The organism is Paenarthrobacter sp. NPDC057981 (assembly GCF_042886835.1).
Taxonomy (GTDB): Bacteria; Actinomycetota; Actinomycetes; order Actinomycetales; family Micrococcaceae; genus Arthrobacter.
Genome location: NZ_JBHVQI010000001.1, coordinates 39,082 through 61,925 on the forward strand (window position 1 = coordinate 39,082; position 22,844 = coordinate 61,925).

Sequence of the window (22,844 nt, forward strand, 5' to 3'; positions counted from 1 at the left end):
GGAGGAGACGTGACGGAGTACTGGTACAACGTCAAGACGCACGAGATCGAAGAGGACGCCATGTCCGATTGGACCCAGCTGATTGGCCCATATAAGACACGGCAAGAAGCCGAGCACGCCTTGGAAAAGGTCAAAGCGCGCAACGACGCCTGGGATGCCCAGGACGACGATTAAGCCAGCCTTGACCGAACCCGGCGCCGTGGGTGCCCCCTCCGCTAGAAGGAGTGTTCCGGTCCGGGGAATTGCCCGGACCGGACATCCTCGCCATAGGCGGCGGCGGCGTCGGTCAGGGTAGTGCGCAGGTCGGCGTATTGCTTGACGAATTTCGCCATCTTTCCCCCCCGGAGTCCGGCCATGTCTTGCCACACGAGGACCTGTCCGGTGGTTTGGTTCCCTGCGCCGATGCCCACTGTCGGTACCCTCAGGGCAGCGTCAATGGCAGCCGCCGTTTCCGCGGGGACCATCTCCATGAGCACGCTGAACGCTCCGGCGTCCTGGAGAGCAACCGCGTCATCGATCAAGCGCTTCGCGTCATCGCCCCGGCCCTGGACGCGGTAGCCGCCCAGGGAATGCTCACTCTGCGGCGTGAAGCCGATGTGGGCCATCACCGGGATACCGGCTTGGACCATGGCTTTGACAGTCTCGGCGTAGTACGCGGTGCCCTCAATTTTCACTGCATGCGCCAAGCCCTCTTTCAGGAAGCGCACACCGGTGGCTACGGCCTGGCCGGGGGAGACCTCATAGCTGCCGAACGGCAGGTCTGCCACGATCAGCGCCCGCTTGGCGGCCCGGCTTACGGCACGTGTCAGGGGAAGCAATTCGTCCACGGTAACGGGCAGGCTGGTCTCATTGCCGAAGACGTTGTTGGAAGCGGAGTCGCCCACCAGGAGGACTTCGATTCCGGCCTGGTCAAAAATCTCTGCCGTGTACTGCTCGTAGGCCGTCAGCATGGCGAAACGTTCGCCGTTGTCCTTGGCCTGCTGGAGGTGGTGGATCCGTATCCGGCTGACTGGCTTCCTGCCGGCTGCCGGGGGCGTCTGAGCACCAGTACCCGGGCCACTCCCATAGGGGGCGGGAACTTCGGCGGGCGTGCTGGACTCAGGAAGGTTGTTCGGGGCCATGGATAGAGCCTAAGCGGTGCCGACGGCGGCTGCCAGCAGTGTGCCAAGCGTCACCTTATGTAAACGGTGTGTTACGCGCAGCTACTGCTGCGGCATTAGCAGTGAACTCTTAGTAGAGTGAAGGCTGAGCTGCCGTGGCTTCGATCCTTTGGAACCAGCGGCATGGACACCGAATCGGGAAAGAGGCCCTATGGACCGCCAGCAAGAGTTCGTTCTGCGGACAATCGAAGAGCGTGACGTGCGCTTCGTACGCTTGTGGTTCACCGACGTCGTGGGTTCGCTCAAATCGGTGGCACTGGCGCCGGCCGAAGTTGAAGGCGCTTTTGAGGAGGGCCTTGGCTTTGACGGCTCCGCCATAGAAGGCCTTGCACGCGTGTTTGAATCCGACATGCTGGCGCAGCCTGACCCCTCCACGTTCCAGATCCTGCCCTGGCGCGGAGAAACTGAACAGACCTCAAGGATGTTTTGTGACATCCTCACCCCGGACGGCGAACCGTCCGCCGCAGACCCCCGGAATGTCCTCAAGCGGACCCTGGCCAAGGCTGCGGACATGGGGTTCACCTGTTACACGCACCCGGAGATCGAGTTCTACCTGCTCAAGTCCAAGGACCTTGGCCCCGATGGTGCCCCGGTTCCCGTGGATGAGGGCGGATATTTCGACCACGTCCCCGGTGGCGTTGCCCAGGACTTCCGTCGTACCGCAGTCACCATGCTCGAATCTGTAGGCATCTCCGTTGAGTTCAGCCACCATGAAGGCGGACCGGGCCAGAACGAGATCGACCTGCGCTACGCAGATGCCCTCCAGACGGCGGACAACATCATGACGTTTCGTACCGTCATCAAGGAGGTCGCGCTCCAGCAAGGCACCTACGCCACCTTCATGCCTAAGCCCTTCACAGACCACCCGGGTTCGGGCATGCACACGCACTTCTCGCTGTTCGAGGGCGACACCAACGCGTTCTTCGAAGCAGGCGCGGAATTCCAGCTGTCCAAGACTGCACGTCAGTTCATCGCGGGCATTCTGAAGCATGCTCCCGAGTTCACCGCTGTCACCAACCAGTTCGTGAATTCCTACAAGCGGCTTTGGGGCGGCGGCGAGGCGCCGAGCTACCTGAGCTGGGGACACAACAACCGTTCTGCGCTGGTGCGCGTTCCGCTGTACAAGCCCGGCAAGGGCCAGTCGGCACGGATCGAATACCGCGGCATCGACTCGGCCACCAATCCTTACCTGGCATACGCAGTGTTGCTGGGGGCGGGCTTGAAAGGCATCGAGGAGGGCTACGAACTTCCCGCTGCCGCAGAGGACGACGTTTGGTCGTTGACCACGGCGGAGCGCAAAGCCATGGGCCACGCGCCTTTGCCGGCCAGCTTGCACGACGCCATCCGCGCTATGGAGGAATCCGAGCTGGTGGCGGAAATCCTGGGCGAGCAGGTCTTTGAGCACTTCCTCCGGAACAAGCGTGCCGAGTGGCAGGACTACAGGCTTCAGGTCACTCCTTATGAGTTGCAGCGCAATCTCGGCATTCTGTAGGCGGGGCCAGTGAGCCTTGCACGACGGCTCATTTCGGCCGGGTTCAGCGACCTTGAGAAGGGGGAGCGCTTTCTTGCCGCCCCGGAACTTCAGGGCATCGACGAGGACGCGCTGTTCGCGGGGCTTTCCATGGCGGCCAGCCCCGATACCGCCCTGCAGTCACTGGTCCGGCTGATCGAGAAGAACCCCGGTTTGAAGAAGCTCGCCGGAGCGGATGCGGACACCAGCGAACCCCTTTACCGCTTGCTGGGAGCCTCCGAAGCTCTGGGGGAGTTCCTTATGCGCAGGCCCGAACACCTGGATGTCTTTGAAGCCCATGTCAGCCCGGAGCCGATGCAGGCCTCCAGCGACGATCTTCGGGCGATGCTGCTTCGTTCAGTGAAAGCTGAGCCCGGCGCCCATCGCCCGGTGGCCGGCATCACCGGGCAACCGGCCTACGCTGCTTTGCGGACCGCGTACCGCCGGGGCCTTACGGAACTGGCCATCAAAGACCTCTGCGCGGCTTCGCCACAGGACTTCATGCCCGCGGCTGGGGCTGAGCTGGCCGACCTCGCAGGAGCGGCCATCGAAGCAGCCCTCGCCGTATCCCGGGCCGAAGCGGCCGGTCACTACGACGCCGACGAAATTGCCGACGTCGGACTGGCAGTCATCGGCATGGGCAAGTGCGGTGCCCGAGAGCTCAACTACATCTCCGACGTCGACGTCATCTACGTCATCGAGTCCGAAGAGCTGGAGGATGCCAGGGCCTCGACCATAGGTACGGCGCTGGCGTCGGGCATTTCCCGGGCAATTTCTTCTTCCGCCCCCGAACCTGGGCTGTGGGAAGTGGATGCCAATCTCCGACCGGAGGGTAAGTCCGGTCCGCTGGTGCGGACGTTGGCTTCCCACCTGAGCTACTACGCCCGGTGGGCCGAAAGCTGGGAATTCCAGGCACTGCTGAAAGCCCGGACCATCGCCGGCGACCGGGACCTGGGCCAGCGTTACGAAAAAGCCGTGGAGCCCCTGGTGTGGTCTTCGGCAGGCCGGGAGGGTTTTGTCGAGTCCGTCCAAGCCATGCGCCGGAGGGTTACGGACTACATACCAGCGTCCGAGGAGCAGCGCCAGATCAAACTTGGTCGCGGCGGACTGCGGGACGTCGAGTTCACCGTGCAGTTGTTGCAGCTGGTTCACGGCAAGTCCGATGAGTCCTTACGGTGCAAGGACACGACGTCGGCAATCGCGGCGTTGTCGGCCGGTGGCTACATCGGTCGTTCCGACGCCGCCGCCTTCGACAACGCCTACCGCTACCTCCGCTTGCTTGAGCACAGGATCCAGCTGTTCCAGCTGCGTCGCACGCACCTGATGCCGGTGGCTGAGGATGCCCAGCGTTTCCTGGCCAAAGCCGTGCTGGGGCCCTTTTCCCAGGAACGTCCCCATCCCGATCAGTTGATGGGTGCCTGGCAAAAAACCAAAAAGTCGGTGCGCGAGCTGCACGAGCGGATCTTCTACCGGCCGCTGCTCAACACTGCGGCCAAGCTAAGCAGCGAAGAGGCAAAGCTCAGCCCGGAGGCTGCCCAGGGCCGCCTGGCAGCACTCGGCTACTTGGATCCCCAAGGAGCTTTGAGGCATATTGAGGCTCTGACCGCGGGCGTCAGTCGCCGCGCGGCCTTGCAGCGGCAGTTGCTGCCGATCCTTCTGGGTTGGCTTGCCGAAGGCGTTGATCCGGATGCGGGTCTGCTCGCTTTCCGTCGGGTCAGCGAAGCCCTCGGCACCACGCACTGGTACCTGGGCCTGCTGCGTGATTCCCAGGCTGCAGCGGAGCGCTTGTGTCAGGTCTTGGCGAACTCCCGCTTGATCTCGGACCTGTTGGAAGTCTCTCCCGAGTCCGTAGCGTGGCTGGGCAGCGATAAAGAGCTGGCCCCGGTGCCCTTCGGTGCACAGTGGCAGGAAATCCAGTCCAAGCTCTCAAGGCACCCGGACCCTGAGAACGCCATGCGGCTCATCCGCTTGATCCGGCGCCGGGAGATCCTGCGGACCGCTATTGCGGACAGCGCAGGGCTCCTCGATCAGGATGCGGTGGGGATCGCTTTGGCTGAAACCGACCGGGCTGCCGTGCTGGGAGCCCTTCATGTGGCTGAGGCTGTTGTCGCCGACTCGGGCCCCCTGAAGACGGACGTCCTGGTGGTTGCCATGGGTAGGCAGGGAGGCCGCGAAATCGGCTACGGTTCGGACGCCGACGTGATGTACGTTCACCGTGCCCGCCCCGGCTTCAGTGATGCCGAGGCTCAGGAACAGGCGACGGCGATCGTCGCCAAGATCTCCAGCTTCCTCACCCAGCCGCTCAAGCCTGCCATCATGGCTGAGCGGGTACTCATGGTCGACGCCGACCTCCGTCCGGAGGGCAAGAACGGCGCCATGGTGCGGTCCTTGGATTCCTATGCGGAGTACTACCGCCGCTGGTCCCTCATCTGGGAGTCCCAGGCCCTGCTGCGTGCACGGCCGATGGCCGGCTCGGACGAACTGGCGGCGGACTTTGTCGCACTGATTGATCCCATCCGGTATCCCGAGGAGCTCAAGGAACAGGATGTCCGCGAGATCAGGCGGATCAAGGCCCGTGTGGAGTCCGAACGGCTGCCCCGGGGCGCGGATCCTGCCCGTCATGTCAAGCTTGGCCGCGGCGGACTGAGCGATGTCGAATGGCTGGTGCAACTGATCCAGCTGCAGCATGCGGGCAAGCATCCGGAGCTGCGGACGAGTTCAACGCTTGAGGCTCTTGCTGCGGCAGAGGAACTGGGATTCATCGGCAAAGATGACGCTGCACTGCTGCGGGAGGCGTGGCGTTTGGCCAGCCGTATCCGGTCGGCCAACGTGATCGTCACCGGCCGCGCCTCCGATGTACTGCCTTCGTCCCGCAAGGACCTTGAAGCCGTTGCGCGGTGGTGCGGTTACCCGCCTGGTAATGCGGGGCACTTCGAAGAGCACTACCTGCGGCTGAGCCGCAGGGCCAGATCCGTCTTCGAGAAGATGTTCTACGCCAATTAGGCCCGGAGACGTGTTGTGCCACTCCCATGGAAGGATGTGGAAAATGCCTGCTGATGATGTGTGGTTGATTCCCCTCAAAATGCTCGACGACGACGCCCGGGCCATCCAGTTGGGCGCAGTCGCGGAGTTGGCAATAGAAGAGAGCCAACGGGCTTTCGTCGGCGAGCCTCTGCGGATGATGCTGATCGCGTTGGAAGAAGAGTCGCGTGTGCCCTACGTCATTGAGTCGCAGGGAAGTGCTGTGGGTGTGCTGACCCTGCAGTCCGGCGCGGCCACTCTCGCGGGCTGGCCCGATGATCATTCGGTCTGGCTTCTGCGGGGATTCCTGATTGACTCTCGCCAGCAGGGCCGCGGGCTGGGCAAGCTGGCGGCGGAAGCCGCAGTGGAAGAAGCCCGGAAACTGACCGCGCGGCACTTTGGTGGCCAGGCCGGCGTCGTACTGTCCGTCAACGAGCGCAATCCGGCGGGGCTGGCCGCTTACACAAGGGCGGGCTTCGTGGACTCCGGGCGGTACTTGGGTGGCAACTCAGGCCCGCAGAGGACAATGTATAAAGCCTTTCACTGACACATACTTTGCCTTCGACACTAAGGATCCTTATAGACTTTAGCTGTCACTGATCTCGAATCGGAGGGAAAGTCCATGGAATACAACGGAAGCCCGACTGAAAAGGCAGTTAATGCCGGGGACCTGGACCGGCGCCATGTGGGTCAATCGGTCAGCTTTCAGCCCAATGACTTCACAGTGGTCTTTGGCACCATTGCCGGCATTGCGCGGACCGAAGCCCTCGTTTATTTGTCCCTTGACGGCGTTGGGGGCGGTACCCACCTGAAGGACGAGTACGACCTGCCGATCGACCATCAGGTCTACTTGCAGCTCGATCCCCTGGGGAGTGCGGAAAAGGGTCTCTCCGAGGCGGCCAGCTTCGTTAAAGAGAAGCTGGATGACATCACCAAGAACCTCAGGGACCGGGAACAAGGCAAATCCGAGTAATCCCTGCGAATAAAAGAAGGCCAGCCCATCCTCTCGGAGGGGCTGGCCTTCTTTTGTATGAGCCTGGGGCTTAGACGCCGTAGTAGAGCTCGAACTCGTAGGGGTTCGGACGCAGCGACAGCGGGCGGATCTCGTTCTCGTACTTGTACTCGATCCAGGTGTCGATCAGGTCCTGGGTGAAGACGCCGCCAGCCTGCAGGAACTCGTTGTCCTCGCGCAGGGCTTCCAGGGCCTCTTCCAGGGAACCCGGAGCCTTGGGGATGTCCTTGGCTTCTTCGGCCGGGAGCTCGTAGAGGTCCTTGTCGATCGGTGCCGGGGGTTCGATGCGGTTGCGGATGCCGTCGATGCCGGCCATCAGCTGTGCAGCAAAGGCCAGGTACGGGTTGGATGAGGGGTCCGGAGCGCGGAACTCGATGCGCTTGGCCTTCGGGTTGGTGCCCGTGATCGGGATACGGATACCGGCGGAGCGGTTGCCCTGCGAGTACACCATGTTCACGGGAGCCTCGAAGCCCTTGACCAGGCGGCGGTAGGAGTTCACCGTCGGGTTGGTGAACGCCAGGACGGCCGAGGAGTGCTTGAGCAGGCCGCCGATGTACCAGCGGGCGGTATCGGAGAGGCCGGCGTAGCCCTTCTCGTCGTAGAACAGGGGATCGCCGTTGCTCCACAGCGACTGGTGGCAGTGCATGCCCGAGCCGTTGTCGCCGAAGACCGGCTTCGGCATGAACGTTACAGACTTGCCCCAGGCATCAGCGGTGTTCTTGATGACGTACTTGAACTTCTGCAGGTCATCAGCAGCTGCGGTCAGCGTGGTGAACTTGTAGTTGATCTCGGCCTGGCCGGCGGAGCCAACTTCGTGGTGGGAGCGCTCGACCTCAAGGCCTGCCTTGTCCAGCTCAACGCACATGGCATCGCGGAGGTCAGCCTGCTTGTCGGTGGGGGACACCGGGAAGTAACCGCCCTTGACGGGGGTCTTGTAACCGAGGTTTCCGCCTTCTTCCTTGCGGCCGGTGTTCCAGTGGGCTTCTTCGGAGTCGATCTTGTAGAAGCTGCCCTGCGGGGAGGATTCGTACTGGATGTTGTCGAAGACGAAGAACTCTGCTTCCGGAGCGAAGAATGCGGTGTCGGCGATGCCGGTGGATGCCAGGTAGGCTTCTGCCTTCTCTGCCACACCACGGGGGTCACGGTGGTAGGGGTCACCGGTACGCGGGTTCACGATGGAGAAGTTCAGGGCAAGCGTCTTCTCGATGCGGAACGTGTCGATGAAGGCCGAGGTTACATCCGGGATGAGCTGCATGTCCGACTCGGCGATGCCCTGGAAGCCGCGGATGGAAGATCCGTCGAAGAGCTGGCCGTGGACGAAGAAGTCCAGGTCAACGCTCTTGGCCGGCACGTTGAAGTGCTGCTGGACACCAGGAAGGTCGGTGAAGCGGATATCGACGAATTTGACGTCTTCGTCTTTGATGAACTTGAGGACTTCGTCCGCAGTCTTGAACATCTATGCTCCTTATGCATATCAAGTAACAGGCCCGGAAGGCCGCGTGGTGCAGCCCAGACCGAGGCGGGGAAAACACAAAAAGGTCCCCCTGCCATGGTGGCTGGCAACTCATACCACCATAGGGAGATGGGATTTCCCGGGGGTGTCAGTATTGTTTCCGGCAGGTTACAGAATCATCTGTCATGTAAACGGTAGTCTGCTTCCCGGCGTCGGGTCCACGGCGGTCCGCTGGTCGAACATCCTGCCCTCTTATGCCCATGGCCGCAGGTCGCCGTCATGCCCGCGCACCGTCCAGCGGCTAGGCTTGGAGGGTGGTATATCGAAAAGACATTGGCTCCTGGTTGAGCGGTCCGGACACCTCCGGCATCTCCAAATATCCTGGTGAAAGGCTCGGTCTGCCCGAGTCCGGTCCGGGTTCCATGGCGCGCGCGGGCCGTCGCATTCTGGGCATCGTGATCGACTGGACCATCGCATTGGTCATCAGCAACTTCGCGTTCGGTGGAAATCAGTGGGCGACCCTCGCCATTTTCGCCGCGGAGCAAATACTGCTGATCGGCACGCTTGGCTACAGCGTTGGACACAGAATCGCCGGGATCCATGTGGTTCGGCTCGGCGGAGGCCCGGCAGGTCCATTGGCGGCCGTCGTGCGCACCCTTCTGCTGTGCCTGGTCATCCCGGCCGTTGTCTTCGACCCGGACCAGCGCGGTCTTCACGACAAAGCGATGAACACCATTCTCATCCGAATGTGACAGCTTCGGCTGCCGTAACCCCTCCAAACAAAAAACCGCCCCCACCTCTTTTCAAGAGGCGGGGGCGGTTTGTTTGGTTCAGAAAATCAGCGGCCGCGGGCGGCTTTGCGATCTGGGCGGGCCTTGTAGGGGTCGATGCCCTTGGGGATCGGCAGGCGGTTTCCCAGCGAGTTGATGCGCTTGGACACCGCATTGACCTCCACCTTGGTCAGCTCGTTCTTCAGCTTGCCCATGGTCTTGGCCAGCTTGTTGAGCGGAACCTGTCCCTCGCCCCGTCCCGATTCGAGGACGTGGATGGTGACGTTGGGCAGGATGCGTGCCAGGCGCTTGCGCTCTGCTTCCACAAGCGGCTTGACCCGGTGGGTGGGGCCTTCGCTGACCAATACGACGCCGGGACGTCCGATTGCCATGAACACGGCGTCCTGGGTGCGCGGGTTAACAGCAACCGGCTGGTCTTGTGTCACCCAGCCTCGCCGAAGGGTTCCCAGCGCGGCACCGGAGGCGCCGGGTTGGTTCTCGATCTGGGCGAAGGCGGCTTTCTCCGCCCTGCGGGAAAGGATGAAGACGGCCGCGAGGAGGCCCAGCGGAATGCCGATGATGAGGCCGGTGACCCAGTTCTCCAGAAGGAAACCGATCAGGAAGGCTACGGCAACCACGGCGAGGAACGCCAGCAGCATGATCCAGACAACCTGCGGATCGTTTCGCCGGGTCATCTTGAAGACTTCAGCGATCTGCTTCAGCTGGCTCGGCTTCTTGGCCTTGGCTTCCTTGGGCTTGCGCTGGAACAGCCCACGCTTGGGTGCGTCGGCCGAGGGTGTCGAATTGCTGGGATCAGGGGATTTCGCCATAGTGCCTTAATTCTACGTGATGTACGCCGAAGGACCGGACGCCGTTACGTGAGGCATCCGGTCCTTCAGAACTGCTTACTGGTATTGCTGCCGCCGCTACTTTCAGCTGTGGGCGGCGAGGATGGTGGAGGCTTCCTGGCGGGTGGTGCCGGAGGACTCGATGTGGGCGAGAGCTTCAGGGATGTCCCAGCCCTTTTTGCGCATCGCGGTGGCCCAGAGCCGGCCGGCACGGTAGGAGGAACGAACCAATGGCCCGGACATGACGCCGAGGAAGCCGATCTCTTCGGCTTCGTGCTGGAGGTCCACGAACTCCTGGGGCTTGACCCACCGGTCCACGGGCAGGTGCCGTTCGGACGGGCGCAGGTACTGGGTGATCGTGATCAGGTCACACCCGGCGGCGTGCAGGTCACGCAGGGCTTCGGAGATTTCCTCGCGGGTCTCGCCCATGCCCAGGATCAGGTTGGACTTGGTCACCATGCCCAGGTCACGGCCCTGGGTGATGACATCCAGGGACCGCTCATACCGGAACGCGGGCCGGATCCGCTTGAAAATACGGGGCACGGTCTCGACATTGTGGGCGAACACCTCGGGCCGGGAATCGCAGATCGCGGCGATGTGTTCGGGTTTGCCGGAGAAGTCCGGGATCAGCAACTCCACCCCGGTCCCGGGGTTCAGTTCATGGATTTTCCGGACCGTTTCGGCGTACAGCCAGACGCCCTCGTCCTCAAGGTCGTCACGGGCCACCCCGGTCACGGTCGCGTAGCGCAACTGCATGGCCTGCACGGAGCGGGCGACCTTGGTCGGTTCGAAGCGGTCCAGCGGGGAGGGTTTGCCGGTATCGATCTGGCAGAAATCACAGCGCCGGGTGCATTCAGAGCCGCCGATCAGGAACGTCGCTTCCTTGTCTTCCCAGCACTCGAAAATGTTCGGGCACCCGGCCTCCTCACACACGGTGTGCAGGCCTTCCTTCTTCACCAGGTTCTTCAACCCGACGAACTCCGGACCCATCTGGACCTTGGCCTTGATCCACTCAGGCTTACGTTCAACAGGAACCGCCGAGTTACGCTGCTCAACACGCAGCAACTTGCGGCCTTCAGGTGCCAGGGTCACTGGAGTGCTCCTTCGGGGGTGGAAACGAGTGCTTCTTCATGCTTGCGGAATTCTTCCACGAAGCGGTCAACGATGTCGGCGGGGTTGATGGTCCGGCCGGTTTCCAGCGACATGGTGGTGACGCTGGCGTCAGTGATGCCGCAGGCAATGATCTGGGCATAGGGTGCCAGGTCGTTGCTGCAGTTGATGGCGACCCCGTGCATGGTCACGCCGTCCAGTACGCGGATTCCAATGGCGGCAATCTTCCGGTCCGGGCCCTTGTCGTCAGCCAGGACCCAGACGCCGGCGCGGCCCTTGACCGTGACGGCCTTGATGCCGTAATCCACCATGACAGCGATCATTGTGGCTTCGAGGCGCTCCACGTAGTCGCGGATTCCAGCCCGGTTCCTCAATTTGAGGATGGGGTAGGCAATGAGCTGACCCGGACCGTGCCAGGTCAGTTTTCCGCCTCGGTCCACGGGAACAACGGGGGTTCCGTCGAAGGGCCGCTCGTGATCTTCGGTGAGCTTTCCGGCCGTGTAGACGGCGGCGTGCTCCAGAAGCAAGACGGTGCTGTTCTGCTCGCCCGCAACAACCTTGTTGTGGATCTCGCGCTGCAGGTCCCAGCCCTGCATGTAATCAACGAAGTCCGGGGCAAGACCCAGTTGTGAAAACTCAAGAGTCATGCGTTCAAGCTTAGACCCAGCAGGAGATTGGCCATGGTTTTGTGGTGAAGCTCTCAGTCGCATCACGCGGTATTGGCGCTTGTGGAGGACAGGTCCAGCCGTGATCTGTGGATAGCATCTGCAGATATCCGCCGTCTCCGGTAGACCTTATCCATGGAAACTCTGGCAACTACCGACACCGTGGCACCCCTTCTTCCCGGCTACGAAATTACCCGGCAACTTGGCCAGGGCAGCAGCTCGACAGTATGGCTTGGCACGCGGCTGACCGACGGGGCCCGGTTTGCGATCAAATGTCCCTGCCGGGAAGCAGAAGCGGAGCTCCTGGGAAATGCGGCCCGCGAAGTCTCGCTCCTGTCCCACCTCAACCATCAGCATGTTGTCCGCGTCCACGAAGTCCTGAAGCCAGCTGATGGTACCGGGACGCTGGGGATCGTGATGGACTACGCAGCGGGTGGGTCCCTGGCGAACCTTGTTTCCGGTAGGCGACGATTGAGCGTTGGGGAAACGGTGACGGTGCTGACGCCTATTGCGCAGGCGTTGGCATACCTGCATTCCCGCGGCGTTGTGCACGGCGACGTCTCGCCGGGAAATGTCTTGTTAACCGCTGTCGGCATGCCGCTGCTGGCCGATTTAGGCCTCGCCGTGCGGTTGGGTGACCCGGAGCAAAGCCATGATGTGGGCACCGTCGGGTTCAGGGATCCATTCCTCCCGCCATCTACGGACGACGGCGGCCAGGAGCTCCGTCCGCAACGTGATGTTTTTTCGTTGGCGGCGATCGGCTGGTACTGCCTGACCGGCGTCGTGCCGGAAACAACGCAGCTGCGGCCACCGTTGTCACTGCTGGTGCCTGAGGTCCCCAAGAGCCTGGCGGCGGCCCTCGAGGCTGCCTTGGATCCGGACCCCCTTCTGCGTCCGACGGCGAAGGAGTTCGGCACCGCTGTTTTCAGGAGTGCCGCACCCAGGACGCTGGACTTGTCCGGAGCCGTGCACCATTCCGTTATCCCCGAGCTGCTGACGCGTCGGGAGGCCCACGGGCGTACACCCCGCCGCGCCAGCTACCGGATCAAAGGCATGCTCAGGGTGCCGGTATCGCCCCGGGCAGGCGACCAACCGCGAACCCGGCGGCAGGCAAGCCCACCCCCAAAGTCCAGGGTCACCCGGATTGTCCCGTTGTTTGTGGTTGTCCTGGTGGCCGGCGCGTTCGTCGGCTACTTGGCCTGGAACCAGTCGCCGGGATGGCTTCGGATCAGCAGCCCGACAGAGGACACACAGGTCAGCCGCTTGGCCGCCCCGGATCCATTAGTCGAAACCGTGCCAACCGTGGGCCTTCCAGCTGGCATGGGCGGGGCCCTTCGATCCGAGGATCCGGCACTCGCGGTGGTGGCACTCGCGGCTTTGCGCGACTCTGCTCTGCGGGAAGGCCGCTTGGAACTGCTCGAGGCCGTTAACGCCCAAGGATCTCCTGCAGCGGAGTCGGACCGAGTGTTGAGCGCCCAGTTGCGCGAATCCGGCACGAGGTTTGCCGGGCTCACCACGCGGTTGTCAGCGATAGAGGTTCGACCGTCCACGGCCGCCGACCGCGTCGAAGTGGACGTCACCGCAACCACCTCTAAGTATGAGGAACGCGATGCAGATGGGACCGTTGTCCGGACGGAACCGGCGGGAACCGCCAAGGCACTCCGATTGTCCTTGGTTCGCGCCGATGGACGCTGGTGGCTTTCGGAAATCACCGGGCAGGTTAACTGAATTGCCGACCCGGTTGTTCGTCCCCGCGCAACCAGACCATAGCCTCGGCAAGGGACGGATGCTGCCACCGGAAGCCCGCTTCGGAGAGTCTGCCAGGCTCCATGCGTTGGTTTGCCAGAACCAGTTCATCCGCGAGCTTTCCCAGTACCAGTCGCAGTGCAGGGCGGGGTACCCGGCAAAAGGACGGCCGGTGATATGCCTTCGCCACAGCCCCGACGATCGTGTTCACGTCGGCGCTTTCCGGAGCGCAGACGTTGACCGGGCCCTCCAATCGGGAGGTGATAAGAAAGGCCAACGCGGAAGCCTCGTCGGCGAGAGTGATCCATGGCCAGTACTGGCGGCCGTTACCGAAGGGACCTCCGAGCCCAAGCTTCAACAGGGGGAGCAGAGGGGCCAAGGCACCTCCTGAGGTGCTCAGTACAACCCCGGTGCGGGGAGTGACAACCCGGACACCGGCCGGTGCGGTCCTCGCGGCCTGTTCCCACTCGACGCACAACGGCCCCAGCACGCCGCCGCCCGGAGACGAATCTTCGCGGAGAACGCCTGCGCTGTCAGCCCCGTAGTAGCCGGAAGCGGACTGGCTGATGAAGGAGGCAGGAGGATTTCCAAGTCGGCCCATGGCGCCTGCCAGGGTCAGTGTGGGGTGGAGGCGGGAATCGCGCAGCACCTTCAGCCGTTTATTAGTCCACGGACGGTCCCCGATCCCTGCACCGGAAAGGTTCACCACGGCATCCGCGCCGTCCAGAATGCTTTCATCCAGCTCGCCCTTGGCCGGATCCCAGGTAAATTCACCGGGCGCGGCAGCGGGTCGCCGCACGAGCCGCACCACCTCGTCACCCCGGCCAGCCAAGTGCTCGGCCAGTGCGGTCCCAATCATTCCTGAAGCTCCGGACATCACGATGCGCATGACCCATCTCACCATAAGGCCAACGTCTGGCGGAAACGCCTCTCGCTGCCGCCGACGGTAGCCGCCTCTTGACTATGATCGAACAATGACCTCCTCCAGCTACCTCCGTTTCCCGCATGTACACGGCGATCTGGTCACTTTCGTGGCCGAAGACGACGTTTGGGTCGCGCCGCTCGATGGAGGCCGCGCTTGGCGCGTCTCTTCGCAGCAGCTTCCGGCCAGGAACCCCCGGTTTACGCCGGACGGAAAGCAGCTGGTGTGGACAGTGGTGGTGGGAACGTCCCCGGAAGTCGTGACGGCGAACGTCGACGGCGGTGGCTACCGTCAGTTGAGTTATTTCGGCCACAGCACCACGAAGGTCAAGGGTTTCACTCCGGCCGGCCACGTGGTTGTTACCAGTGCTTTCCAGCAGGCCGAAAGCCGCCACACGCATGCCTACAGCCTCCCGCTCGACGGTGGCGCCGCCGTCGAACTTCCCTTTGGCCCTGTAGAGGTCGTGGCGTTCGGACCGGAGGTCGGCGACGAGAAGCCCGTGGTGCTGGCCAGCGTACTCTCGCGTGAACCCGCTTGGTGGAAGCGGTACCGCGGAGGCACGGCGGGCAAGCTGTGGATCGATACTGACGGCAACGGCGAGTTTGAGCGCCTGGTTCCACAGATCGATGGCAACCTCACGGACCCCTTGTGGGTGGAGGGCAGGATTGCTTTCCTATCGGACCACGAAGGCTTTGGCAATCTGTACTCGGTCCTCCCCGACGGTTCCGGATTGCTCCGGCACACTGACCACGAGGATTTCTATGTGCGGCACGCCAGCACCGATGGCAAACGGATCATCTTCGAATCTGCCGGCGAGTTGTGGATTCTTCCATCCCTCGACGCTGACGCCCAACCCGCCAAGCTGGAAATCTCCCTCGGCTCGGCTTCGCCGGCACGCCGTCCTGCACCCCTGAAAGCTTCAGCACACCTCGGTGACGTCTTCCCGAACGCTGCCGGGACGGCCAGCGCCGTGGAATCGCACGGCACCATCCATTGGCTTCGACACAAGGACGGGCCCTCCCGCGTGGTGGAAGCTACGCCGGGAGTCCGTGCCCGACTGCCCCGCCCGCTGACCGACGGCAGGATCGCCTACGTGGCGGACCACGGGGGAGTGGAAGCGCTGTACATCAAGCGCATCGCCTCCCGGCTGGCGGCGGCGGAAGTGTTGAAGGCCGTGGAGGCACCCGCTCCGGCGAAGGAAGACGACTCCTTGCCGAAGCCGGTATCCGTCTCCAACGTGGTGGGACAGAAGGGCGCGCCGGCACAGACCACGTCGCCGGCGACAGTGCCTGCCTCGGGCACCGGCGTTGAGGTCCCAGTCGAGCCTTCGGCCGACACTGCCGGTGGCACTTCCGCCCCTGAAGTACAGCCTGCTCCGGAGGATGCAGGCCAGCTCCGCATCGATTTCCCCAAGCCCACGCGCACCAGCACTTTGGAAGCCAGCCCGGATGGCCGCTGGGTCGCCGTCGGCACGTCCTTCGGTGACGTCTTCGTGGCCGACACTTCCACCGGCACGCTGAGCAAGCTCGTTAGTGTGGGCGAAGGAAGCATCGAGCAACTCTCGTGGTCCGGTGATTCGCAGTGGCTAGCCTGGTCCGAACCCGTGACGTCGTTCGGCTCGCGCAGCAAACTGAGGATCGCCCGTCCCGAAGAGGGCGATGGAGCGATTATTGACATCACTGATGGCCGGTTCTGCGACGAGTGGCCCCGGTTCACACCCGACGGCAAGTTCCTTGCTTTCCTTTCAAACCGGAGCTTCGACCCCGTCTACGACGGCCACTCCTTCGATCTTTCGTTCCCGAGCCCTATCAAGCCGTACATGGTGGCGCTCGCAGCAGACACGCCGTCGCCCTTCGGGCCTTCGGTGGACACCCTGGAGGACGCACCGTCGGCTGCAGAGAAGTCCGACGACGGCGACGTCCCCGCTGTGCGGGTTGATGCGGAGGGACTTGCCCACCGCGTCATCGCCGTGCCAGTGCCCCAGGGAAACTACTCGGACCTCGCTGTTGGCGACGGGGCATTGTTGTGGTTGGATACCGAACTCTCCGGCGTCACCGGCGAGGGCAAAGGCAACCTCCAGGACAAGAAGACGGCACCGTCCCTGGTGCGCTATGACCTCGCCAAGCGCAAGCCAACAACCCTCGTCTCCGCAGTAGACAGCTACCGCGTGTCCGCTGACCTTAGCCGGATCGTCTATGTCCTGGACAAGAAGGTCATTTCCGTACCTGCGGACAGCAAGGTGGAAGAGGACTCGGCTGAACATGTGAAAGTGGATCTCAACCGGATCCGCGTCATCCTCGACCCCGTGGCTGCCTGGGGCCAGGCTTTTGACGAGGCCTGGCGGTTGCAGCGCGACTTCTTCTGGACCGCCGACATGGCCGGCCAGGACTGGGAGTCCGTGTACAAGCGGTACCGCCCGATCGTGGACCGGCTCGGTTCGCACGATGACCTGGTGGATCTGCTCTGGGAACTCCACGGCGAGCTCGGGACCTCACACGCCTACGTTCGTCCGGCAGCCGTCACGGAACCGGGCCGCAATGGCCAGGGGCGTCTCGGAGCGGAGCTGCAGCTCGGCGGCGGCGGTTGGGAAATCACCCGGATTCTCGCTGGCGAGTCGTCGGATCCCTTGGCTACTTCGCCTTTGACGCGACCAGGCGTCGACGCGAAGGTGGGCGATGTGCTCCTGGCGATTGACGGCGTCGAGCTTTCAGCGGCACTGACTCCGGCGATGCAGCTGGTGGGCGCAGCTGGCCGGACGGTTGAGTTGACGCTGCTGAACGGTAAGGCACATGGCGAAGCTGCCGGATCGCAGCGGCGGGTAGCTGTGGTTCCCATCCGCGATGAGGAAAGGCTCCGCTACCAGGACTGGGTGCGGGCCAACCGCAGGACTGTCCGGGAGGCTTCCGGTGACAAGTTCGGGTACCTTCACGTTCCGGACATGATGGCCAACGGCTGGGCCCAGCTTCACCGCGATCTGGATACGGAGACGGCCCTGGACGGGCTCATTGTCGATGTCCGACGCAACCGCGGGGGACATACCTCCCAGCTCGTCGCTGAATTGATCGGTCGAAAAGTGACCGGATGGAGCATGCCGCGCGGCGAGAAGCCGCGTACGTACCCGCATCATGCTCCGCGTGGTCCCGTGATCATCCTGGCGGACGAATTTGCCGGATCCGACGGCGACATCATCACCCAGGTCTCGAAGCTCAGGGGCATTGGGCCGGTCATTGGGACGCGGACGTGGGGTGGCGTGGTGGGCATTGACAACCGCTTCACACTTGCCGACGGCACCGGAGTTACCCAACCGCGCTATGCCACGTGGTTCAGCGGCGGCATCGGCTGGGACGTTGAGAACCACGGTGTGGATCCGGATATCGAGGTTCTGTTCCCGCCACATGCCTACGCGGCGGGCACGGATCCACAACTGGAGTACGGTATCGGCGCGCTCAAGGAAATGATCCAGGAGCTGCCCACTGATCGTCCTCCCTTGCGTGAAGGCTACAGGACGGTGCGTCCGGCACCCCTTCCCGTGCGTCCGCAGCTCAAGAAGTAGCGGCCACTTTCTGGACCTCGGCCTGCAGAACGGGAAGAGCCCCGTCACTCCAAGCGGAGTGGCGGGGCTCTGGCCTCCAGGGGCCTTCTGCGTCTGAGGGTCTACTCAGCGAGCGTGGCATCCAGGGTGATCTCGATGCTGGCGAGGGCGCCGGAGACCGGGCAGCCAGTCTTGGCGTCCTCGGAGATGCGACGGAAGTCTTCCTGGGAGAGCCCCGGAACCTTCGCGGTCATGGTCAGGTGGCTGCCGGTGATACCGGTGCCCGGAACGAAAGTGACGTCGGCTTTGGTGTTGACTTCCTCAGCGGTGAAGCCTTCACCGGCGAGAGCGTGGCTGAAAGCCATGGAGAAGCAGGCGGAGTGGGCGGCAGCGATAAGTTCTTCGGGGCTGGTCTTGCCACCGGACTGCTCGGTGCGTGCCTTCCAGGTGACATCGAACGTTCCCAGGCCGGAGCTATCCAGCGTGGTGTTTCCAGCGCCCTCAATAAGGTTGCCGTTCCAAACCGTGTGTGCGGTGCGTGTTGCTGCCATGTCCACTCCTTAGGGTCGTTGTGAGTCGGCAACCGGCCTTTGGCAGGTGCCACCGGGTTCAATCCTAGGTATTGAACTTCCGGACCGCACGGCCATTCTGCTGTCAGTGGATTGTGACCCCTAAACTGGCGCCATGGATACCGAAAGAAAAGCGTTGCGTGATCAAGGTCGCGGCCCGAGGATAGCGTCAATCATGATCAACTCCGTTGATGCTGTCCGCCTGTCGGCTTTTTGGTCTGAGCTCCTGGACATGCCCGTCAGTGCGGAGCACGAAGGCTTCATCTGGCTGCGGCCGGCTGAGCCTGGTGTTCCGCAGCTGGCCTTCCAGCAGGTCCTTGAGCCGACTGAGGGACGACGTCGGCTGCACTTGGACCTTCACGACGCCGATGCAGCCGCCTTGCGACGAAAGGCTGAGGCTCTGGGCGCTACTTTTGTGGAAGGCCACGACATTGCGGACTTTCATTGGGATGTGATGCAGGATCCCGAGGGCAACGAGTTCTGCATTGCCCAGGAGTAGACAACCGACACGGCAAAGAGGCCGTTCCCACCGTGCTGCAACAGTGGGAACGGCCTCTGGACATCGGGGAAGATCCTGCGATGCTGCCCGTCAGGGTATGTCTGAGTCGGGTCAGTGCCAGAGGGTGGCGATGGCGATGTTCACCAGGGCAAGTCCACCCACGCCGTGGGCCAGGCCCGTGGAGACGGCCTCGCCCTTCTTGACCTTGCGCGAGCCGATCACGGCCAGGACTGCAACGGCCACGCCGATGGCAAACTTCACACCAAGCTTGAAGTAGTTGGGATCAGCATCCGGCATCATGGGCAGCACGCCCATCATGGCGATGCCCGTGAGGAGCTGGAGGAAAGCACCGTCGCGCTGTCGCGGGTGGACGGTTGGCTCCCGGAGGGTGGCGATCCAGTAGCCCACGATCATGGCTGCGCCGACGATGTGCAAGAACACCAGAATGTTGAAGAGAATACTCATGGCCTTAGCTTATCCAGTCGGTTCTACGTCCTGTAGCAAAGCCACGCGAAGGCGTTAAAAGCGTAACGGGCAGGTTCCCGGGTTTCCCCGGCAACCTGCCCGTCTTACTCTGCAAGCGGTGCCCGCAGAAGGAGTGACTTAGAGTCCGAGGTCTGCTTCGAACGCACCCTCTTCAAGGCGTGCCTTCAGAGTCTGCAGGAACCGTCCTGCATCCGCGCCGTCCACCAGGCGGTGGTCGTACGTCAGGGACAGGTACATCATGGACCGGATGGCGATGGAGTCGTCACCGTTTTCGTCAGCGACCACGACAGCGCGCTTCACGATGGCACCGGTGCCGAGGATACCTACCTGCGGCTGGTTGATGATCGGGGTGTCGAACAGGGCACCCACAGAGCCGATGTTGGTGATGCTGAACGTACCGCCGGAGAGCTCGTCCGGGCCGATCTTTCCGTCGCGGGTACGGCCAGCGACATCAGCGATCTTGCCGGCGAGACCGGCGAGGTTCAGGTTGCCGGCGTCGGAGATGACCGGAACCAGAAGGCCCTTGTCGGTGTCGACGGCGATGGCCAGGTGTTCGGCGTTGTGGTACGTGATTTCCTGCTTGGATTCGTCGTACGCAGCGTTCAGCTTGGGGTGCTGCTTCAGTGCCTCGGCTACAGCCTTGGCGATGAAAGGCAGGAAGGTCAGCTTGACGCCGTTCTGGGCCTGGAAGGAGTTCTTGGCCTTGAGGCGGAGCTTGGCGATCTTGGTCATGTCGACCTCGTGCACCTGCGTCAGCTGGGTGGAGACCTCCAGGGACTCGCGCATGCGGCGGGCAATGACCTGGCGGATACGGGGAGCCTTCTCCGTGGTGCCACGCAAGGACGAAGCAACGACAGGGGCGGCAGCCTTGGCAGCGGGAGCAGCAGCAGGAGCCGGTGCTGCAGGAGCAGCGGCGGCCTGCTTGGCTTCGGCGGCAGCCAGGACATCCTGCTTGCGGATGCGGCCACCAACGCCGGTTCCGGAGACCGAAGCAATGTCTACGCCGTGCTGGTTGGCAAGCTTGCGCACCAGGGGAGTGACGTAGCCGGACTCGGAGGAGCCCGCAGCCTCGGCAGAGGCGGCAGGAGCAGCAGAAGGAGCCGGAGCGGCAGGAGCGGGTGCGGCGGCGGGTGCAGCCGGAGCAGCAGGAGCGGGTGCGGCGGCAGGTGCCGGAGCGGCAGGGGCCGGTGCCTCTGCAGCCGGAGCAGCAGCCGGAGCCGGTGCGGCCGGAGCCGGGGCGGCAGCGCCGGAACCGATGACTGCCAGGACGGAACCGACTTCAGCGGTTTCGTCTTCGTTGACGCGGATTTCCTGGAGGGTACCGGCAACGGGAGAGGGAATCTCGGTGTCGACCTTGTCGGTGGTCACCTCAAGGAGCGGTTCGTCAACCTCCACCGTGTCACCGACAGCTTTGAGCCAGCGGGTAACGGTGCCTTCGGTGACGCTTTCGCCCAGTGCCGGGAGGGTCACTTCGTGGCCTTCGCCGCCAGAAGCGGCGGGGGCTTCAGCTGCCGGTGCCGTTGCTTCCTCCGCCGGGGCGGCGGGAGCCTCTTCGGCGGCCGGTGCTGCCTGCTCGGCCGGGGCAGCGGGAGCTTCCTCGGCAGGGGCGGCCTCAGCGGTGGAGCCGGAGCCGTCGCCGATGCGGACCAAAGGTGCACCGACTTCAGCCGTCTCGTCTTCAGCGACGAGGATTTCTTCGATGACGCCTGAGATAGGAGAAGGGATTTCAGTGTCTACTTTGTCGGTTGAAACCTCGAGCAACGGCTCGTCGATCTCCACCCGGTCACCAACCTGCTTGAGCCAGCGGGTGACGGTTCCTTCGGTGACACTCTCACCGAGGGCGGGCAAGTTAACGGATTCAGACATGTCGTCCCCGTTCTCCTTATTGATCTTTGTGCGGATGAATTCTGCTGGTCCGGGTTGGGTGCATCCGGCAGATTCCGCCGCATGCACCCGACCCGTTTGTCTTGGGTAAAGACTTAGCCGTGGAGCGGCTTGCCCGCGAGGGCGAGGTGGGCTTCGCCCAAAGCTTCGTTCTGGGTGGGGTGGGCGTGGACCAGCTGGGCCACGTCCTCCGGGTAGGCTTCCCAGTTCACGATCAGCTGGGCTTCACCGATCTGCTCACCGATGCGTGAACCAATCATGTGGATACCAACTACGGGGCCGTCCTTCTGGCGGACGAGTTTGACGATACCGCCGGTGCCAAGAATTGAGCTCTTGCCGTTGCCGGCCAGGTTGTATTCCTGGGTCTGCACCTGGTCGTCGCCGAACTTCGCCTTGGCTGCCTTTTCGGTGTAACCGACCGTGGCGATTTCAGGCTCGCAGTACGTGACCTTGGGGATGTTGATGTCTTCAACGATGGCCGGGTTCAGACCGGCGATCTCCTCGGCAACGAAGATGCCCTGCTGGTATCCACGGTGCGCGAGCTGGACGCCCGGGACGATGTCGCCGACGGCGTAGATGTTGCCGACGCCGGTGTGGAGGCGCTCGTTGGTGATGACGAAGCCGCGGTCGATGGTGATGCCTGCTTCTTCGTAGCCGAGGTTGGCGGTGACGGGACCGCGTCCAACAGCGACGAGCAGCAGGTCTGCTTCGAAGGTCTGGCCGTCAACCAGGGTGACCTTCACGCCGTCGTCGTTCTGTTCGACGCCCTGGAAGAAGATACCCGTGGTGAACTTGATGCCGCGCTTCTTGAACGCACGCTCGAGGTTCTTGACGATGGAGGCGTCCTCGTTGGGAACCAAGGAGGGCAGGCCTTCGATGATGGTGACGTCCACGCCGAAGGACTTCCAGACGGAAGCAAATTCGACGCCGATGACGCCGCCGCCGAGGACGATGGCGCTCTTGGGGATGTAGTCCATGGTGAGGGCCTGGTCGGAGGTGATGACCTTGCCGCCGATTTCGAGACCCGGAAGCGACCGCGAGTAGGAACCGGTGGCCAGGACAATGTTCTTGCCCGTGTAGGCAGTGCCGTTCACGACGACGGTGTTGTTGCCCTGGAGCTTGCCTTCACCCTCGATCACGGTGATGCCCTTGGACTTGATGAGTCCCTGGAGGCCCTTGAACTTACCGGCAATGATGCCGTCTTTGTAGGCGTTCACGGCTGACATGTCGATGCTGTCGAGCGTGACGTTCACGCCGTACTTGGCGGAATCGCGTGCGTGGTCAGCCAGTTCGGCCGAGTGCAGGAGGGCCTTGGTGGGGATACAGCCGTTGTGCAGGCAGGTTCCGCCGAGCTTTGCCTTTTCCACAAGGCCAACGGTGAACCCAAGCTGCACGGCCCGCAGGGCAGTGGCGTAGCCGCCGCTGCCGCCACCGAGTACCAGGATGTCGAATTCTTGCGCAGTTGCCTGATCGGCCACTAAAACGCTCCCTCGCGTGAATGATGACACGGGACTGCGTGCCATCTGGTCTTTGGAACTTGTTCTGCCGTGATTATGCCAGCACCTAAGTTCTCTTGCATTTGTGACTATCGTGTTCACCTTAGCGAACCACCTACCCATGCTCCACCCTCTGCGGGTGTTTGTGGAGCGCTTGTGTC

The 22,844-nt window shown here is 63.0% G+C and carries 19 protein-coding genes; 9 read left to right on the plus strand and 10 right to left on the minus strand.

The features are described from left to right. Window positions 1-9 precede the first annotated feature (9 nt). Entirely contained in the window at window positions 10-174 is a 165-nt protein-coding gene (locus tag ACFVSI_RS00185; RefSeq protein ID WP_144662557.1) for an SPOR domain-containing protein, read from the plus strand. Window positions 175-215: 41 nt separating this feature from the next. On the opposite strand, the gene panB is transcribed toward ACFVSI_RS00185, so the two are convergent. After that, the gene (panB, locus tag ACFVSI_RS00190) at window positions 216-1,121 is read right to left on the minus strand and encodes a 3-methyl-2-oxobutanoate hydroxymethyltransferase (RefSeq protein WP_387818968.1); all 906 of its coding nucleotides are present in this window, start codon (window positions 1,119-1,121) and stop codon (window positions 216-218) included. Window positions 1,122-1,311: 190 nt separating this feature from the next. On the opposite strand from panB, the gene glnA (ACFVSI_RS00195) reads away from it, so the two are divergent. The 4 genes from glnA (ACFVSI_RS00195) to ACFVSI_RS00210 all read left to right on the plus strand — a co-directional run bounded on the left by glnA (ACFVSI_RS00195) (window position 1,312) and on the right by ACFVSI_RS00210 (window position 6,664). Then, window positions 1,312-2,652, plus strand: coding sequence for a type I glutamate--ammonia ligase (glnA, locus tag ACFVSI_RS00195; protein ID WP_262278186.1), 1,341 nt, complete (start codon window positions 1,312-1,314; stop codon window positions 2,650-2,652). A gap of 9 nt (window positions 2,653-2,661) precedes the next feature. Further along, on the plus strand, window positions 2,662-5,673 hold the full coding sequence (locus ACFVSI_RS00200) for a bifunctional [glutamine synthetase] adenylyltransferase/[glutamine synthetase]-adenylyl-L-tyrosine phosphorylase (protein WP_387818969.1): 3,012 nt from the start codon (window positions 2,662-2,664) through the stop codon (window positions 5,671-5,673). A 34-nt stretch (window positions 5,674-5,707) separates the two neighbouring features. Continuing rightward, the gene (locus ACFVSI_RS00205) at window positions 5,708-6,238 is read left to right on the plus strand and encodes a GNAT family N-acetyltransferase (protein WP_387818970.1); all 531 of its coding nucleotides are present in this window, start codon (window positions 5,708-5,710) and stop codon (window positions 6,236-6,238) included. 75 nt (window positions 6,239-6,313) lie between these two features. Then, entirely contained in the window at window positions 6,314-6,664 is a 351-nt protein-coding gene (locus tag ACFVSI_RS00210; protein ID WP_387818971.1) for a hypothetical protein, read from the plus strand. A 70-nt stretch (window positions 6,665-6,734) separates the two neighbouring features. Here the strand turns inward: ACFVSI_RS00210 and glnA (ACFVSI_RS00215) are convergent, their stop codons facing one another. Next, on the minus strand, window positions 6,735-8,159 hold the full coding sequence (gene glnA / locus ACFVSI_RS00215; protein WP_387818972.1) for a type I glutamate--ammonia ligase: 1,425 nt from the start codon (window positions 8,157-8,159) through the stop codon (window positions 6,735-6,737). 311 nt (window positions 8,160-8,470) lie between these two features. On the opposite strand from glnA (ACFVSI_RS00215), the gene ACFVSI_RS00220 reads away from it, so the two are divergent. Beyond that, window positions 8,471-8,908: an RDD family protein gene (locus tag ACFVSI_RS00220; protein WP_387818973.1), complete on the plus strand. Its 438-nt coding sequence runs from the start codon at window positions 8,471-8,473 to the stop codon at window positions 8,906-8,908. 86 nt (window positions 8,909-8,994) lie between these two features. Here ACFVSI_RS00220 and ACFVSI_RS00225 read toward each other — a convergent pair whose 3' ends face one another. From ACFVSI_RS00225 to lipB, 3 genes are all read right to left on the minus strand, one after another. Continuing rightward, complete coding sequence (locus tag ACFVSI_RS00225) at window positions 8,995-9,756, minus strand: DUF4191 domain-containing protein (protein WP_387818974.1); 762 nt, start codon at window positions 9,754-9,756, stop codon at window positions 8,995-8,997. Between the two features lie 102 nt (window positions 9,757-9,858). Further along, window positions 9,859-10,866 (minus strand): lipoyl synthase, encoded by a 1,008-nt coding sequence (gene lipA / locus ACFVSI_RS00230; protein WP_387818975.1) that lies wholly within the window; start codon window positions 10,864-10,866, stop codon window positions 9,859-9,861. Further along, entirely contained in the window at window positions 10,863-11,531 is a 669-nt protein-coding gene (gene lipB, locus ACFVSI_RS00235; RefSeq protein ID WP_387818976.1) for a lipoyl(octanoyl) transferase LipB, read from the minus strand. Before lipB ends, lipA begins: the two co-directional genes overlap by 4 nt. 153 nt (window positions 11,532-11,684) lie before the next feature. On the opposite strand from lipB, the gene ACFVSI_RS00240 reads away from it, so the two are divergent. Then, window positions 11,685-13,277, plus strand: a complete 1,593-nt coding sequence (locus ACFVSI_RS00240; RefSeq protein WP_387818977.1) for a serine/threonine protein kinase — start codon at window positions 11,685-11,687, stop codon at window positions 13,275-13,277. Here ACFVSI_RS00240 and ACFVSI_RS00245 read toward each other — a convergent pair. After that, a complete protein-coding gene (locus ACFVSI_RS00245; RefSeq protein ID WP_387818978.1) occupies window positions 13,270-14,184 on the minus strand; it encodes a TIGR01777 family oxidoreductase in 915 nt (304 codons plus the stop codon). The two genes, ACFVSI_RS00240 and ACFVSI_RS00245, sit on opposite strands and share 8 nt — an antisense overlap. Window positions 14,185-14,269: 85 nt before the next feature. On the opposite strand from ACFVSI_RS00245, the gene ACFVSI_RS00250 reads away from it, so the two are divergent. After that, a complete protein-coding gene (locus tag ACFVSI_RS00250; protein WP_387818979.1) occupies window positions 14,270-17,770 on the plus strand; it encodes a S41 family peptidase in 3,501 nt (1,166 codons plus the stop codon). A gap of 101 nt (window positions 17,771-17,871) precedes the next feature. Here the strand turns inward: ACFVSI_RS00250 and ACFVSI_RS00255 are convergent, their stop codons facing one another. Then, the gene (locus tag ACFVSI_RS00255) at window positions 17,872-18,300 is read right to left on the minus strand and encodes an OsmC family protein (RefSeq protein ID WP_018778715.1); all 429 of its coding nucleotides are present in this window, start codon (window positions 18,298-18,300) and stop codon (window positions 17,872-17,874) included. Window positions 18,301-18,433: 133 nt separating this feature from the next. Here ACFVSI_RS00255 and ACFVSI_RS00260 point away from each other — a divergent pair, with 133 nt between their 5' ends. Further along, window positions 18,434-18,817: a VOC family protein gene (locus tag ACFVSI_RS00260; protein ID WP_387818980.1), complete on the plus strand. Its 384-nt coding sequence runs from the start codon at window positions 18,434-18,436 to the stop codon at window positions 18,815-18,817. 111 nt (window positions 18,818-18,928) lie between these two features. On the opposite strand, the gene ACFVSI_RS00265 is transcribed toward ACFVSI_RS00260, so the two are convergent. The 3 genes from ACFVSI_RS00265 to lpdA all read right to left on the minus strand — a co-directional run bounded on the left by ACFVSI_RS00265 (window position 18,929) and on the right by lpdA (window position 22,665). After that, the gene (locus ACFVSI_RS00265) at window positions 18,929-19,282 is read right to left on the minus strand and encodes a hypothetical protein (protein ID WP_387818981.1); all 354 of its coding nucleotides are present in this window, start codon (window positions 19,280-19,282) and stop codon (window positions 18,929-18,931) included. 138 nt (window positions 19,283-19,420) lie between these two features. Further along, window positions 19,421-21,169 carry a 2-oxoglutarate dehydrogenase, E2 component, dihydrolipoamide succinyltransferase gene (gene sucB / locus ACFVSI_RS00270; protein ID WP_387818982.1) on the minus strand — a complete coding sequence of 583 codons (1,749 nt, stop codon included), beginning with the start codon at window positions 21,167-21,169 and terminating at the stop codon, window positions 19,421-19,423. 113 nt (window positions 21,170-21,282) lie between these two features. Then, window positions 21,283-22,665: a dihydrolipoyl dehydrogenase gene (lpdA, locus tag ACFVSI_RS00275; RefSeq protein ID WP_144662542.1), complete on the minus strand. Its 1,383-nt coding sequence runs from the start codon at window positions 22,663-22,665 to the stop codon at window positions 21,283-21,285. Window positions 22,666-22,844: the final 179 nt, after the last annotated feature.

Bases quoted from the DNA above. Each gene is read 5' to 3' on its own strand.
- panB (WP_387818968.1), bottom strand. From the start codon at position 1,121: ATGGCCCCGAACAACCTTCCTGAGTCCAGCACGCCCGCCGAAGTTCCC.
- glnA (WP_262278186.1), top strand. From the start codon at position 1,312: ATGGACCGCCAGCAAGAGTTCGTTCTGCGGACAATCGAAGAGCGTGAC.
- ACFVSI_RS00205 (WP_387818970.1), top strand. From the start codon at position 5,708: ATGTGGAAAATGCCTGCTGATGATGTGTGGTTGATTCCCCTCAAAATG.
- ACFVSI_RS00210 (WP_387818971.1), top strand. From the start codon at position 6,314: ATGGAATACAACGGAAGCCCGACTGAAAAGGCAGTTAATGCCGGGGAC.
- glnA (WP_387818972.1), bottom strand. From the start codon at position 8,159: ATGTTCAAGACTGCGGACGAAGTCCTCAAGTTCATCAAAGACGAAGAC.
- ACFVSI_RS00225 (WP_387818974.1), bottom strand. From the start codon at position 9,756: ATGGCGAAATCCCCTGATCCCAGCAATTCGACACCCTCGGCCGACGCA.
- lipB (WP_387818976.1), bottom strand. From the start codon at position 11,531: ATGACTCTTGAGTTTTCACAACTGGGTCTTGCCCCGGACTTCGTTGAT.
- ACFVSI_RS00240 (WP_387818977.1), top strand. From the start codon at position 11,685: ATGGAAACTCTGGCAACTACCGACACCGTGGCACCCCTTCTTCCCGGC.
- ACFVSI_RS00245 (WP_387818978.1), bottom strand. From the start codon at position 14,184: ATGCGCATCGTGATGTCCGGAGCTTCAGGAATGATTGGGACCGCACTG.
- ACFVSI_RS00250 (WP_387818979.1), top strand. From the start codon at position 14,270: ATGACCTCCTCCAGCTACCTCCGTTTCCCGCATGTACACGGCGATCTG.
- ACFVSI_RS00255 (WP_018778715.1), bottom strand. From the start codon at position 18,300: ATGGCAGCAACACGCACCGCACACACGGTTTGGAACGGCAACCTTATT.
- ACFVSI_RS00260 (WP_387818980.1), top strand. From the start codon at position 18,434: ATGGATACCGAAAGAAAAGCGTTGCGTGATCAAGGTCGCGGCCCGAGG.
- ACFVSI_RS00265 (WP_387818981.1), bottom strand. From the start codon at position 19,282: ATGAGTATTCTCTTCAACATTCTGGTGTTCTTGCACATCGTCGGCGCA.
- sucB (WP_387818982.1), bottom strand. From the start codon at position 21,169: ATGTCTGAATCCGTTAACTTGCCCGCCCTCGGTGAGAGTGTCACCGAA.